Annotated in this window: 15 protein-coding genes; 13 read left to right on the top strand and 2 right to left on the bottom strand. The window is 40.0% G+C overall.

Features of this window, described 5'->3' with window-relative positions:
• Window position 1: 1 nt before the first annotated feature.
• The 6 genes from PGU50_RS12035 (at window position 2) to tuf (ending at window position 7,753) form a co-directional block, all read left to right on the top strand.
• Window positions 2-976 carry an ABC transporter ATP-binding protein gene (locus PGU50_RS12035; protein WP_008373513.1) on the top strand — a complete coding sequence of 325 codons (975 nt, stop codon included), beginning with the start codon at window positions 2-4 and terminating at the stop codon, window positions 974-976.
• Between the two features lie 273 nt (window positions 977-1,249).
• On the top strand, window positions 1,250-3,022 hold the full coding sequence (locus PGU50_RS12030) for an LCP family protein (RefSeq protein ID WP_243271972.1): 1,773 nt from the start codon (window positions 1,250-1,252) through the stop codon (window positions 3,020-3,022).
• 178 nt (window positions 3,023-3,200) lie between these two features.
• Window positions 3,201-3,623, top strand: a complete 423-nt coding sequence (gene rpsL, locus PGU50_RS12025; protein WP_008373516.1) for a 30S ribosomal protein S12 — start codon at window positions 3,201-3,203, stop codon at window positions 3,621-3,623.
• A gap of 211 nt (window positions 3,624-3,834) precedes the next feature.
• Window positions 3,835-4,305 carry a 30S ribosomal protein S7 gene (gene rpsG, locus PGU50_RS12020; protein WP_207642082.1) on the top strand — a complete coding sequence of 157 codons (471 nt, stop codon included), beginning with the start codon at window positions 3,835-3,837 and terminating at the stop codon, window positions 4,303-4,305.
• Between the two features lie 18 nt (window positions 4,306-4,323).
• Window positions 4,324-6,441: an elongation factor G gene (fusA, locus tag PGU50_RS12015; RefSeq protein ID WP_044999122.1), complete on the top strand. Its 2,118-nt coding sequence runs from the start codon at window positions 4,324-4,326 to the stop codon at window positions 6,439-6,441.
• Between the two features lie 118 nt (window positions 6,442-6,559).
• Window positions 6,560-7,753: an elongation factor Tu gene (gene tuf / locus PGU50_RS12010; RefSeq protein WP_117557426.1), complete on the top strand. Its 1,194-nt coding sequence runs from the start codon at window positions 6,560-6,562 to the stop codon at window positions 7,751-7,753.
• Window positions 7,754-7,954: 201 nt separating this feature from the next.
• On the opposite strand, the gene PGU50_RS12005 is transcribed toward tuf, so the two are convergent.
• Window positions 7,955-8,569, bottom strand: a complete 615-nt coding sequence (locus PGU50_RS12005) for a helix-turn-helix domain-containing protein (RefSeq protein ID WP_070100139.1) — start codon at window positions 8,567-8,569, stop codon at window positions 7,955-7,957.
• Window positions 8,570-8,728: 159 nt separating this feature from the next.
• On the opposite strand from PGU50_RS12005, the gene PGU50_RS12000 reads away from it, so the two are divergent.
• From PGU50_RS12000 to PGU50_RS11970, 7 genes are all read left to right on the top strand, one after another.
• On the top strand, window positions 8,729-8,923 hold the full coding sequence (locus PGU50_RS12000) for a hypothetical protein (RefSeq protein ID WP_055053915.1): 195 nt from the start codon (window positions 8,729-8,731) through the stop codon (window positions 8,921-8,923).
• A 14-nt stretch (window positions 8,924-8,937) separates the two neighbouring features.
• Complete coding sequence (locus PGU50_RS11995; RefSeq protein WP_117468400.1) at window positions 8,938-10,155, top strand: site-specific integrase; 1,218 nt, start codon at window positions 8,938-8,940, stop codon at window positions 10,153-10,155.
• Complete coding sequence (locus tag PGU50_RS11990) at window positions 10,127-11,128, top strand: AAA family ATPase (RefSeq protein ID WP_173770107.1); 1,002 nt, start codon at window positions 10,127-10,129, stop codon at window positions 11,126-11,128. Before PGU50_RS11995 ends, PGU50_RS11990 begins: the two co-directional genes overlap by 29 nt.
• 127 nt (window positions 11,129-11,255) lie before the next feature.
• Window positions 11,256-11,477, top strand: coding sequence for a complexin-2 (locus PGU50_RS11985; RefSeq protein ID WP_117468423.1), 222 nt, complete (start codon window positions 11,256-11,258; stop codon window positions 11,475-11,477).
• A gap of 150 nt (window positions 11,478-11,627) precedes the next feature.
• Entirely contained in the window at window positions 11,628-11,855 is a 228-nt protein-coding gene (locus PGU50_RS11980; protein WP_117754055.1) for a DUF5348 domain-containing protein, read from the top strand.
• 219 nt (window positions 11,856-12,074) lie between these two features.
• Window positions 12,075-13,496, top strand: coding sequence for a plasmid recombination protein (locus PGU50_RS11975; protein ID WP_270247080.1), 1,422 nt, complete (start codon window positions 12,075-12,077; stop codon window positions 13,494-13,496).
• A gap of 3 nt (window positions 13,497-13,499) precedes the next feature.
• Window positions 13,500-13,874, top strand: coding sequence for a TnpV protein (locus PGU50_RS11970; protein ID WP_118589737.1), 375 nt, complete (start codon window positions 13,500-13,502; stop codon window positions 13,872-13,874).
• 341 nt (window positions 13,875-14,215) lie between these two features.
• Here PGU50_RS11970 and PGU50_RS11965 read toward each other — a convergent pair.
• A partial coding sequence (locus tag PGU50_RS11965; RefSeq protein ID WP_270247079.1) for an IS91 family transposase occupies window positions 14,216-15,331 on the bottom strand: 1,116 nt, incomplete at its 5' end.

The raw sequence follows: 15,331 nt of genomic DNA, 5'->3' as shown, positions 1-15,331 counted from the left end.
AATGGAAAATACAGAAAAAAAACAGCCTCTCGTACAGGTGAAAAACTTATGTAAATATTTTGAAATCAGCCGTAAAGAAACCTTAAAAGCGGTTGATGATCTTACATTTGATATTTATAAAGGTGAGACAGTCAGCCTGGTAGGTGAGTCCGGCTGTGGTAAATCTACAACAGGACGTACCATGATCAAGTTATACAATCCGACTTCGGGAAATGTATATTATGATGGAAAAGATATTTTCAAATACAATCATGCAGAGCAGAAAGAATTCTGTAAGAAGGTACAGATGATTTTCCAGAACCCGTATTCATCACTGAACCCACGTATGACTGTTAAGGATATCGTTGGAGAAGGTCTGAAACAGCATGGAATGTCAACAAAGGATGCAGATGCAAAAGTAGAGCAGCTGCTTGCTACAGTTGGTCTTAATAAAGATCATATGTCACGTTTCCCACACGAATTCTCAGGTGGACAGAGACAGCGTATCGGTATTGCACGTGCTCTTTCTGTTGATCCGGAATTCATCATCTGTGATGAGCCGATTTCAGCTCTTGATGTGTCTATCCAGGCACAGGTTATCAATATGCTGAAAGAACTGCAGGAAGAAAGAGGACTGACTTACCTGTTTATCGCGCATGACCTTAGTGTCGTAAAATATATTTCTGACCGTGTAGTTGTTATGTACCTCGGAACAATGGTCGAGACTGCTGAGACAGATGAACTTTATGCTCATCCGATGCATCCATATACACAGGCACTGCTTTCTGCAATCCCGGAAGCAGATCCGAATAAAGCAAAAGCGAACCAGCGTATTCCGATCAAGGGTGAGATCCCAAGCCCGATCAATCCGAAGAACTGCTGTCGTTTCGCTGAGAGATGTCAGCATGCGACAGAACGCTGCTTTAAGGAAATGCCGCAGATGAAAGAGATTGCTCCTGGACATAAGGTGGCATGCCATCTTGTAGAAGATAAATAAAAAGTAGTAATATAATAAAGAAGGCGAAGGACTTAAGAAGAGTTCTTCGTTTTCTTTTTGTTTTATGAGAAATTCCGATAGAACTTTCTGTGAAAAAACACTATATGCCTTGGCAGATTAAAAAATTTCCAGAAAAATTGTGCAGAATCACAAAATACGGATTGACACGAAAATATTGACAATATAAGGTAAAAACGATATTATATAGAGATGTAATTGTAATTAAAGTGTCATATCGTGTAATAGTTATGTAACAAATGAAAGTGAGTGTATATGGAACAGAGAAAATCAGCAAGGAGAAGATCGTCTGATGGAACTTCTAATAGAAATATGCGAAGTATCAATAACAGCAGAGAAGTAAGCAGACGGGCTAAGGGGAAGAACCGGTATGCTTATGAAGAAGACCGAAGATCTGCCCGATATTATGATGATGAGGAAGATTACTACAGAGAACGACCGAAAAAGAAATCATCTTCGAATGATAAGAAGAAAAGAAGACCGGAAGAAGACTATCAGAATATAAGAAAGATGTCTGACCCGGAGAATAATAAGAATCGTAAAAATAAACGGCGCAGAGGAAGAAAGAAAAATCGGGTAAGCAGAACGATTGGAATTATACTTGCAATTATCCAGTTTATCCTGTCTGTAGTACTTGCAGTGAATGTGATGCTGTTCAATGTACTTACTTCTACTTATTTCCTGGTACTGATCGGAGTACTGCTGATCCTGCTTGGAATTACCTTGCTGACACAGATAGCGGCAAAAGGAAAAGGAATTGGCGGAAAGATATTCTGTATACTGATCTGCATCATTCTGGGAGTGGGTTCTTTCTATATAGGAAAAGTAAATAATGCATTCCAGAAGATTACCGGAAGTAATAAGAAAACAAGTTCCATGGTAGTTGCGGTAAAGGCGGATGATAATGCAGATACTTTATCAGCAGCAGCCGGATATACATTTGGTGTTCAGTATGCGACTGGTGGAGACCAGACGAAGTCGGCAGTTAAACAGATTGAAAAGGAACTGGGACAGAACATTACTCTTCAGGAATACAGTAATCTGGGAGAAGAAGCACAGGCATTATATGACGGAGAAGTAGATGCGATTATCTACAACTCAGCTTACAGTAATATTATCAAGGAACAGTATTCAACCTTTACAAAGGATACAAAGGTTATTTATAAGCACAATATTGTTGTTGAAATTGAAAGCGATACATCTGATGAAAGCGTTACAAAGCCATTTGCGGTTTATTTGAGTGGTATTGATACAAATGGTGATATCACAGAACAGGGACGAAGCGATGTCAATATCGTAGCGGTTGTTAATCCGACGAGCCATCAGGTATTACTGATTACAACCCCTAGAGATTATTATGTACCAATCCCGGGAGTATCCGGAGGACAGGACGACAAACTGACACATGCAGGAATCTATGGTGTGGATGTGTCTATGCAGACGCTGGAAGAACTTTATGATACAGATATCGAATTTTTCGGAAGAGTTAATTTTACATCTATGACCAGTGTGGTTGATGCACTTGGCGGACTGGATGTTGAATCAGATCTCGAATTTGATACAGGATGGGAGTCGGGTGCAGAGATTCATGTAAATGAAGGAATGAATCATTTTGATGGTATTAGTGCACTTGCTTTTTGCCGTGAACGTCAGGCACTGCCAGACGGGGACAACGGAAGAGGAGTCCATCAGCAGGCAGTTATCACTGCAATCATTAAAAAGATGATGTCACCGGCAATGCTCCGTGGGGCAAGCGATATTATTGAAAGTGTCAGCGATGGTGTGGATACGAACTTTACTTCCAGCCAGATCCAGTCGCTGATCAAGACTCAGCTTAGAACCAATGCAAAATGGAATATTTATTCCGTGGCAGCGGATGGAACCGGGGGAACAGATATCTGCTATTCTTCAGGAGATGAAGAGCTTTATGTAACGTATCCGGATGAAAATTCAGTGGCTGAGATCAGTGAACTGATCAAAAAAGTAAAAGACGGAGAAACAATCGAAGGATCCGTAAGTACAGAATAAAAATGAAGAAAAAGTCAAGGTATGATTTGGAAAATATTTTTCAGAATGCCTTGACTTTTTTTTTGCGATATACTACAATAAACAAGCGTGCGAAAAACGATGCACTGTTTTTCTGCGCATTTTAAACAGAACTTGTTTAAAATCGTAACCAATTATTACTTCATAGGAGGTGAAAGAGATGCCAACATTTAACCAGTTAGTAAGAAAAGGTCGTCAGACAGCTGTAAAGAAATCTACTGCACCGGCTCTCCAGAAAGGATACAATTCTTTGAAGAAAAGAGCTACAGACACATCTGCACCGCAGAAGAGAGGTGTGTGTACAGCAGTTAAGACAGCTACACCGAAGAAACCGAACTCAGCTCTCAGAAAGATCGCCAGAGTACGTCTTTCAAACGGAATCGAAGTAACAAGCTACATCCCAGGAGAAGGTCACAACCTTCAGGAACATAGCGTTGTTCTTATCCGTGGAGGAAGAGTAAAGGACCTTCCGGGTACAAGATACCATATCGTTCGTGGAACACTTGATACAGCAGGTGTTGCAAAGAGACGTCAGGCTCGTTCTAAATACGGAGCAAAGAGACCAAAAGACGCAAAGAAATAAGCACTTGATTTTAGTGTAAAACGAAACTAAATCGTATCACAAACAGAACTATGAGAATAGTTGGTTGCGGGTTTAATTCAGATATCGCCTGCCACGTGGCAGGCATCGGAGATTGTCCCGCCAACGATACACATAGAAAGACACATGTGAGTACCGATGAATTATTCACGCAAAGCAAAGCTTTGCCAATATGTATAAGGAGGGAAGAACCGTGGCACGTAAAGGACATACTCAGAAAAGAGACGTATTAGCGGATCCGTTATACAACAACAAGGTAGTTACAAAGCTTATCAACAACATCATGCTTGACGGTAAGAAAGGTGTAGCTCAGAAAATTGTATACGGAGCATTTGACAAAGTCGCAGAGAAAGCTGAAAAACCAGCTATCGAAGTATTTGAAGAAGCAATGAACAACATCATGCCTGTACTTGAAGTAAAGGCAAGACGTATCGGTGGAGCTACTTATCAGGTACCGATCGAGGTAAGAGCAGACAGAAGACAGGCTCTTGCACTTCGCTGGCTTACACTGTACTCTCGTAACAGAGGCGAGAAGACAATGGAAGAAAGACTTGCAAATGAAATTCTTGATGCGGCTAACAACACTGGCGCATCTGTAAAGAAGAAAGAAGACATGCACAAGATGGCAGAAGCAAACAAAGCATTTGCTCACTATCGTTTCTAATTATAGGAGGAAAAAATCTTGGCTGGAAGAGAATATCCATTAGAGAGAACCAGAAATATCGGTATTATGGCGCATATTGATGCTGGTAAGACCACTCTTACAGAGCGTATCTTATACTATACCGGTGTTAACTATAAGATTGGTGATACTCATGAAGGAACTGCTACCATGGACTGGATGGAACAGGAGCAGGAAAGAGGTATCACGATCACTTCAGCAGCTACAACATGTCATTGGACACTTGAAGATCATACAAAACCGAAAAAAGGTGCTCTTGAGCATCGTATCAATATCATTGATACTCCAGGACACGTTGACTTCACTGTAGAGGTTGAACGTTCACTTCGTGTACTGGATGGTGCTGTAGGTGTATTCTGTGCTAAGGGTGGTGTTGAGCCTCAGTCAGAAAACGTATGGCGTCAGGCAGACACATACAACGTACCAAGAATGGCCTTCATCAACAAGATGGACATCTTAGGTGCAAACTTCTACAACGCTGTAGAACAGATTAAGACAAGATTGGGTAAGAACGCTATCGTTCTTCAGTTACCAATCGGTAAAGAAGATGATTTCAAGGGAATCATCGACCTTATGGAAATGGAAGCTTACATCTACAATGATGACAAGGGTGATGACATCACAGTATGCGAAATCCCGGATGACATGAAAGAAGATGCTGAGCTTTACCACACAGAACTGGTCGAAAAGATTTGCGAATTGGATGACGAACTTATGATGATGTATCTTGAGGACGAAATCCCGACAGTAGATCAGCTCAAAGCAGTTCTTAGAAAAGCTACTTGTGAATGTACAGCAGTACCGGTTTGCTGTGGATCTGCTTACAGAAACAAGGGTGTTCAGAAACTTCTGGATGCAATCGTTGAATATATGCCGGCTCCGACAGACATCCCGCCAATCCAGGGTGTTGACGAAGATGGTAATGAAGTAGTAAGACATTCTTCAGATGAAGAACCTTTCTCTGCACTTGCATTCAAGATCATGACAGACCCGTTCGTAGGTAAGCTTGCATACTTCCGTGTATATTCAGGAACTATGAATTCAGGTTCTTATGTATTGAACGCTACAAAGAATAAAAAAGAACGTGTTGGACGTATCCTTCAGATGCATGCTAACAAGAGAATGGAATTGGATAAAGTATATTCAGGAGATATCGCAGCAGCGATCGGATTCAAGTTCACAACTACAGGTGATACAATCTGTGATGAACAGCATCCGGTAATCCTTGAATCTATGGAATTCCCAGAACCAGTTATCGAGCTCGCTATCGAGCCTAAGACAAAAGCTTCTCAGGGTAAACTTGGTGAATCTCTTGCAAAACTTGCAGAAGAAGACCCGACATTCCGTGCTCATACTGATCAGGAAACAGGTCAGACAATCATCGCCGGAATGGGAGAACTTCATCTTGAAATCATCGTAGACAGACTTCTTCGTGAATTCAAGGTAGAAGCTAACGTAGGTGCTCCGCAGGTTGCATACAAAGAGTCCTTCACAAAAGCAGTTGATGTTGACAGCAAGTATGCTAAACAGTCAGGTGGACGTGGACAGTACGGACACTGTAAAGTTAAATTTGAACCAATGGATGTCAATGGTGAAGAAACATATAAATTCGATTCTACTGTTGTCGGTGGTGCAATTCCGAAGGAATACATTCCGGCTGTAGGCGAAGGTATTGAAGAAGCCATGAAAGCTGGTATCCTTGGTGGATTCCCTGTAGTAGGTATTCATGCAACCGTATATGATGGTTCTTACCATGAAGTCGATTCTTCAGAAATGGCATTCCACATTGCAGGTTCTCTTGCTTTCAAAGATGCTATGAAGAAATCTGACCCGGTACTCCTTGAGCCTATCATGAAAGTTGAAGTTACTATGCCGGAAGAGTACATGGGAGATGTTATCGGTGATATCAACTCTCGTCGTGGACGTATCGAAGGTATGGATGACCTCGGCGGTGGAAAGATCGTTAGAGGATATGTTCCGCTTTCAGAAATGTTCGGATACTCTACAGACCTTCGTTCCAGAACTCAGGGACGTGGAAACTACTCAATGTTCTTCGAAAAATATGAGCCAGTTCCGAAGTCTGTACAGGAAAAGATTTTATCTAACAAAAACGCATAAAAAATACGAAAAAGGCTTGAAAAACTGTACTTTATGAAATATAATCAGTATTAGCCGAGTTAAAACATCGTAAACTAAAATGCCCTATTGGGTGGTATATTTAAGGAGGATATTCAAAATGGCAAAGGCTAAATTTGAAAGAACAAAACCGCATTGTAATATCGGTACCATCGGACACGTTGACCATGGTAAAACAACTCTTACAGCAGCTATCACAAAAACTCTTGCAGCAAGAGTTGCTGGTAATGCAGCTGTAGATTTCGAAAACATCGACAAAGCTCCAGAAGAAAGAGAACGTGGTATCACAATCTCTACAGCTCACGTTGAGTACGAAACAGAAAAACGTCACTACGCTCACGTAGACTGCCCAGGACATGCTGACTACGTTAAGAACATGATCACAGGTGCTGCTCAGATGGATGGTGCTATCCTTGTTGTAGCTGCTACTGATGGTGTTATGGCTCAGACAAGAGAGCACATCCTGCTTTCTCGTCAGGTAGGTGTACCGTACATCGTTGTATTCATGAACAAATGTGATATGGTAGACGACGAAGAACTTCTTGAACTCGTTGAAATGGAAATTCGTGAACTTCTTGATGAATACGAATTCCCAGGAGATGATACTCCGATCATTCAGGGATCTGCTCTTAAAGCTCTTGAAGATCCGAACGGCGAATGGGGAGACAAGATTATGGAACTTATGGATGCAGTTGATTCATACATTCCGGATCCAGAACGTGATACAGACAAACCATTCCTTATGCCTGTAGAAGACGTATTCTCTATCACAGGACGTGGTACAGTTGCTACTGGTAGAGTAGAACGTGGTGTACTTCACGTATCTGATGAAGTAGAAATCGTTGGTATCAAAGAAGAAACACGTAAAGTAGTTGTAACAGGTGTTGAAATGTTCCGTAAACTTCTTGATGAAGCTCAGGCTGGTGACAACATCGGTGCTCTTCTTCGTGGTGTTCAGAGAGACGAAATCGAAAGAGGACAGGTTCTTTGTAAACCAGGTTCAGTAACTTGCCACCACAAGTTTACTGCACAGGTATACGTTCTTACAAAAGATGAAGGTGGACGTCATACTCCATTCTTCAACAACTACAGACCACAGTTCTACTTCCGTACAACAGACGTAACAGGTGTTTGCGAACTTCCAGAAGGAACAGAAATGTGCATGCCTGGTGATAACGTAGAAATGACAATCGAACTGATCCATCCAGTAGCTATGGAACAGGGACTTCGTTTCGCTATCCGTGAAGGTGGACGTACTGTAGGATCAGGACGTGTTGCTACAATCATCGAGTAATCACTGACTAATATATATTGAGTACCGCAAGGTACATGTGTCCAAACGTAAGATACCCCGGAACCGTAAGGTTTCCGGGGTTTTTCTGTTGAGTAAAAAGTTTAAAATAAGGCTGTAAAGAATAGCGAATAAATTAAAAACAGGCAGGTATGGGAAGAAAATGAAAATCTTCGCATATCTGCCTGTGATACTGTTATGATACTATTTCTGTTCGTTATTGGAAAATTTCTGTGTTAAAAGTTCATCTCGTTTACGGATTCGTGTCTCAAAATCCAGTTCTTCAATTTCTTTATGGGTGACAGGTTTGGAAGTGTAGTATTCCAACGTCTGCTTTTTCCACATATCAAACATATCTTTGCCTGTGAAATAAGATTCCAGGCTTTCTCTGTTCTCCTGCAGATCAGCAAGAAAATTACACATATCTGCGTTTAAAGAATGTTCAGGATCATTTCCATAAAAGCGAAGTCCGGCATACCATTTCTGTGTTTCTGTTTCTATATCACCGGGAAGTTTATTATTTATATCCAGTTCATACCGGAGTTCATTGGATTCATTCATCTGCAGTAAAACCCAAAGAATATCGCTGAGAGTAGAAATCTGTACTTTATTTTCAGATAATCCAAATAACCAGTCCAGTGAGACATGAAATTTCTGAGCAATAGTCAATAACACATCATTGGAGGGAGTAACCACACCATTTTCATAACTGGATAAAGTTGACTGACGTATACCAATAGCTGCGGAAAAGTTTTTTTGATTCATCTTCAGATCAGTTCGCAGCTCTTTTATTTTTTCTGAAATAGATGATTCCTGCATATTATCCACCTCCTTAAAAGCTATGATTAGTATATCACAAATGATAAAAATCAACAATATAGAAAAATATCATTCATGATGATAAAAATTATTGACAATGATTATTTAAAATGATATAGTATCAGTGAAAATGATAATTATAGACAAGGAGGAAATGATATGCAGAGACAGAACTATATGATTACAGCGGAAGAAGTTGCAGAGAGCATGGGGATTTCACTTGGATATGCTTACAAGCTGCTTCGCAAACTGAACAAAGAGCTTGCAGATCAGGGATATGTAACCGTTGCGGGCAAGATACCGAGGGCATTCTGGGAAAAGAAATTTTATGGATATTCCCAGATTGCAATGTAAGGGGGTGAGAAAGTATGGCAGCATACAAAGATGAAGAAAGAGGAACCTGGTATGTTTCATTTTATTATGAGGACTGGACAGGAGCCAAAAAGCGAAAAGTAAAAAGAGGATTCCGCACTAAGAAAGAAGCATTAAATTTTGAAGCGGAGTATAAAAGAACAGCGAAAGCAGACATGGATATGACAATGGGAGAGTTTGTAGAAGTCTACTTCCGAGACAAGTCTCAGTCATTGAAGGACAGGAGTATCAAGAACAAAAGAGATACGATGAATGCTCAACTGTTACCGTATTTTAAGGACAGACCGATGAACAGTATCACACCAGCAGAGATTATCCAGTGGCAGAATACGATTATTGAAAAAGGATATTCAGATGATTATCTGAAAACAATACAGAATCAGATGACGGCATTGTTTAATCATGCGAAGAATATCTACAATCTGGCAGATAATCCTTGTGACAAAGTAAAACGTATGGGAAAGACTTCAAAAAAGAAAATGAAGTTTTGGACAATTGAAGAATATCGGCAGTTTATGACCGGAATAGAACCGGGAAGCAAATATTATGTGCTGTTTGAATTATTATTCTGGACAGGAGCGAGAGAAGGCGAAGCACTCAGCATTACACCTGCTGACATTGATTTTGAAAAGAATCTACTTCATATCAATAAAACTTACTACCGTATGCATGGAGAGGACGTGATTACATCTCCCAAAACAGAAGAATCGAACCGTACGATTTCCATACCGGAATTTCTGAAAAAAGAGATTCAGGACTATATTAGCAGACTGTATGAGTTGCCCGAAGATGAACGGATTTTTCCAATGGTTCATGAAGCGGTACAGCATAAGTTAAAACAGGTGGTTCAAAAGACCGGAGTAAAAAAGATAAGAGTACACGACATTCGTCACAGTCATGCGGCATTTCTGATCAATAAGGGAGTGCAACCATTGATGATTAAAGAAAGGTTTGGACATACGGACATTCGCATTACATTGAATACTTATGGGCACTTATATCCAGATCAGCAGAAAGTGGTGGCAGATATGCTGGATGATGAAAATATAAAAAGCTCCGGAAGTACGAACAACCGGAGCAATGTGACAAATGGGGACGAATCCACAAATGTCAACCCTAGACAAGTTGATTATATCAGGGATTCTTCCAGAGAACAACAGATAATTGGCGAGAATAGTTTGAAAAATGGAGGAATTTATGGAACAGAGAAATGAGAATAAAACAGAATTGAAAATGATAAAGATGTCAGATGTCCAGTCCCAGACAGTGGACTGGCTCTGGTATCCATTTATCCCTTATGGGAAATTAACGATCATTCAGGGTGATCCGGGCGATGGAAAAACTACGCTGATATTAAATATTGCAGCGAGATTGTCTAAAGGAGAAGGTCTGGATAACGATATGAAAGTAACAGAACCAGTAAAGATTATTTATCAGACAGCGGAAGATGGGCTGGCAGATACGGTAAAACCCAGACTGGAGCTGGCAGAAGCGGTCTGTGAAAGAATCATGGTTATAGATGAAACAGAAAAATCACTTTCCATGATAGATGAGAGACTGGAAACTGCTATCAAACGGACTGGTGCGAGAGTGCTTATTTTAGATCCGATTCAGGCATACCTTGGAGGAACAATGGATATGAACCGGGCAAATGAAGCAAGGGATATGACAAAAAGATTGAGCTTGTTGGCAGAAAAGTATAAATGTGCAATTTTATTAATCGGACATATGAATAAAGCTGGTGGAAATAAAGCTGCATATAGAGGAATGGGTTCGATTGACTTTTTTGCAGTAGCCAGAAGCGTATTACTGGTAGGAAGAATAGAGGGAGAACCGGACTTAAGAGCAGTGGTTCAGATTAAAAATAATCTGGCTGCATTTGGACATTCCAAAGCATTTCGCCTGACAGAAACCGGATTTGAGTGGATAGGTGACTATGAAATCACAGCAGATGAGGTGCTTGGTGGAATTGCTCCAAAGGTAAATAAACTGGAACAGGCAAAAAAGATGCTGAGGGAACTGGCAGAAACATCAACTTCTGTGCAAAGCAGTGAAATCTTTGATATGGCAGAAGATTTGAATATTTCTAAAAGAACACTGGAAAATGCAAAAAAGGAACTTGGAATTAAGGCAAGACGAATCGGTAATTCCTGGTATTGGGATTTAAATAAAGTTAAGCCGGAATAAATTAAGGGTGCAACATTGCAGAGTATATAGAAAATGCGGAATTAAAATGCAAGGTTGCAATCTGTAAAGACATTGCAGTGTTGCGTCCTTACATAAATTGTAAGAAGGTGAGAACTTGAAAAACGTTATGATTCCAGAGGAGTTATTTGGAAAGATTATAAAATATCATTTACTGGATCAGGAACAGGAAGCAGATGATATAAGAAAAGGTCTGGAAAAAAAGCTGGATGCAATGGTAAATCGTGAGGCATACAGTAAATTCAAAACTGCGCCAACAGAAGAAGAACGGGAAAAGTTCCGGCAGGAGTATCTGGACAGAAAAGGAATGCAAGAGAGCTTTCGATGGTAACAGTTCGTGTTGATTACCTTTTTACAGGAGCGTGTCACGCCCCTGTGAGAAGTAAACAAGAAGAAAGTTGGTAAGGCGCATACGGAAAGCTGAGGCTAGACGGTGAGGTTGCTGTAAATTTGATAGTTGTGAAGAAGGGAGAACGATTCGATGAAGCAGGGAAGATTAGGATATAACAGTAGCAATGACAAATATGGGTTATTAGCCTCGGACTTATGGATTGATACGGGATTTCACTGTGGAGAAGGTCTTGAGGTGCTGGTCGATGATAAGTGGGTAAGGACAAGAATGGAGATGAATCCAGCAAGAGAATGGTATCTGGTTGGAACGCCATACTGTGGAGATCTGGAATATGTGCAGGCAAGAATATCGGAATAATTTAGTCGAGAGAGTAACGAAAGAGATAAAATAGCCCCCGGCAGGGCGCAAGGGTACTTTTGATGGACGGAACGGCTGTCGAAAGTGCTTTTGCGTTACTTTTGACAAAAGTAACAAAACCGCCGTATCCGGCGAAGATTTCTTTTTATACTATAGCTGGTAAAGATACAAATTTATGTGCCATGTCTGGCACTGGTTTTAGAAAGTGGGGTGACGAACATGACGCTGAAACGAACAATTAGTGGTATGATCGGGACAGGTTCTCTGGCTCATAACAGAAGGGAATTTATAGCAGAAAATGTTGATTCAGACAGAGTGCAACTAAATATTTGCTATCAGAATGAGAATTTAAAAGAAGTTTATAAAGAACTGTTTGATGAAGCTGTAGAACGATATAATATCGGGAAAAGAAAAGATAGACAGATTACAAATTACTATGAAAAAATCCGGCAGGGAAAACAAGAGAAGTTGTTCCACGAAGTAATTTTTCAAATTGGAAATCGAGAAGATATGGCTGTCGGAACAGCAGAAGGAGATCTGGCTGTAAAAATACTGGATGAATATGTAAAGGACTTCCAGAAGCGGAATGCAACGTTACGGGTATTTGGGTGTTATCTACATCAGGATGAGTCTACTCCACATTTACATATTGATTTTATTCCTTATGTGACTGATTGGAAAGGAAAAGGAATGGACACCAGAGTTTCGTTGAAACAGGCATTAAAAAGTCTTGGATTTCAAGGTGGAAATAAGCATGATACAGAGTTGAACCAGTGGATGAACCATGAAAAAAAGGTCCTGGCAGAGATTGCAAAACAGCATGGCATTGAATGGGAACAGAAAGGTACTCATGAGGAACATTTGGATGTTTATAACTTCAAGAAGAAAGAGCGAAAAAAGGAAATACAGGAGCTGGAGCAGGAGAAAGAGTATCTAACTGCAGAAAACGAAGAACTGACAGCACAAATTGCGGAATTCAGAGCAGATATCCAGATTTTAAAAGACGATAAGGAACAGGCAAGCAGGGAGAAACAAGAAGCAGAACAAAGGGCAGAGGACGCAGAAAAAGAAGTAAAAAGTCTGGAAGAGCGTCGAGATGTGCTGCAGCCGATTATGGATAATGCCAGTAAAGAAATAAAAGAATATGGAATGATTAAGACGTTTTTACCGGAGGCAGGAACATTTGAACGTGCAGTACCTTACAGAGAAAATAAAATCAAGCCATTGTTTATCAAGATGAAGAATCAGATTGCTGCATTAGCTGGAAAGGTTGTAGAACTTAACAAAACGATAGAAAGCTGGAAAAACAAATATCAAAAATCTACGGAGAAATGTGATGATATCCAAACGCAGTTAGATGATGTGCGTAAAGAAAATGGAAAATTATCAAATGATAATCAACGTTTACAAGAGATTTCGGACAGATATGACAGAGTGGTGCGTATTCTGGGAATGGAAACTGTAGAGGATGTGGTGCAGCAGGACATTAAAGAACAAAGGGCACTGGAAGAAAAACGGCGAATGGAGCAAATGCCAAAGGGAAGCGTTCTGAAACAGTTGGAATGGGCAACTCAAAAGAGCCAGATTGAAAACCAACAACGTAAGAAAAATAAAACAAAATACAAAGGATTGGAGATTTAGACTATGAAAAAACAGATTTATGATGAGAAAAATGGAATGAGCTATACGTTGCATGGAGATTACTATTTGCCGGATCTGGTTTTAAGAGAAGAAGAACCGACATATGGAAAATATGGAATGTTACGAAAGCAGTTCTTAAAAGAACACAGATCAGCAAGATATCAATACATGTTATTGACCGGAAAATTGAATGAACATCTGAATCAGATCGATCAGGAAGTCAGAGAACAGGTGGAAACGCTTATGGAACAGATGACAGAAAAACAGGGTGTAACTGAAAAATTAAAGGCACAGGATCAGATGAAGTGGGTTAGGTTAATGAATAATATAAAAGCCAGTGCAGAAGAGATTATATTGAAAAACATGGTATATGTGTGAGATCGTTCTTTTACACTTTTGTATATATTAGAATAGCACTTTAGAAAGCACTATGGTAAAATAAAGTGAAGGTAAATCGTTAAGGAAAGAATCGAAGGTGGTGCAAACGAAAAAGCAGTATTGAGACTTTTCATTAACTGCCCTTTCATTTGCATCAATTTCGATTTTTTCTGGTTGAACAAAGCGCGTCAGCTCTATATGGACTTTTAATTCTGACACTCTATTTGTAATAAGATAGCGTGTACACATAGAAACACATAGAATTTATAATTCAGTCCTGTATTATGACACCAGAAATAAGCCTCCCTAAGGAAGCTAAAAAAATATATAGTTATGATACGTTAACAGAGCATATGTGGTTTTGGTTTTATAAAATGTTGTTCTGTAGGCAGAGGAATAATCTTACCACCACAGGAAGAGCACTTGCATATATCTTTATGATAAAGAAGACGGATAATGGCAGGTGCATCCATATCTTTCAGCTTGGAAATATATTTTTTGCAACCAAGGATGTTTCTGCATAGGGTAATCTTTTTCTTCTTATTTTTGGATGAAAGAAGACCATAGTGCCTGATACGTACAAAACGTTTTGGAGGAACATGCATTAAAAATCGACGGATAAATTCCTCACCGGATATGGTGATCTCTTTCCAAAGCCCTTGGTTTTTGTAATCTTTAGCGGAAAAAGTAACTGTAGATTCTGTCATGTCTTTGATACGGTAGTTGCTGATAGCAATCCGGTGGGTGTATTTTCCAAGGTATCTGATGACAGATTCGGCACCGTCAAATGGTTTCTTGCAATAAGGAATCCATTCCTTTGTATAGCAGGTATTTAACAATTCCTTGAAAGTATAGTAGTTTTTGTAAGGTGCAGCCGATCCATGAAATTCAAGCCTGTCATTTTCCCAGAGCTGCTTAAGTTCAGCCATATATTTTCCACGAAATATTTTGGAGATCACCTTAATCGGAAGAAAAAACTCTTTCCCGTTGTCTTTCCAATGATTTTTCACATCCAGCCCTCCACTAAGAACAATTGCATGGATATGAGGATGAAAATTCATGGTACTTCCCCATGTATGGAGGATACAAATATAGCCGATATCAGTCCCAAGATATTTACTATCAGCAGCAAGTTCACTGAGAGTATCTGAAGCCGCATGATAAAGAGCAGTGTATAAGAATTTCTGGTTGCTGTAGATAATGGGATTAAGTTCTTCCGGAACTGTAAAAACTACATGGAAATAAGGAGCATCTAAGATATCCTCACGCCGTGCATCTACCCATTTTTCTTTTGGAAACTCCTGACACATAGGACAGCATCTGTCACGGCAGGAGTTATAGTGGACTGACATGCAGCCGCAGTCCTCGCATACGCTTACATTCACACCAAAGGCACCGGTTTTGCAATTCATGATGTGATAAGCGGCCTTTCGCTGAGCGGGAGAAATACTATGTGT

The sequence above is a fragment of the Coprococcus sp. AM11-30B genome (assembly GCF_027674365.1).
GTDB lineage: Bacteria > Bacillota > Clostridia > Lachnospirales > Lachnospiraceae > Allocoprococcus > Allocoprococcus comes.
This window is presented reverse-complemented; position numbering and strand designations above follow the sequence as displayed.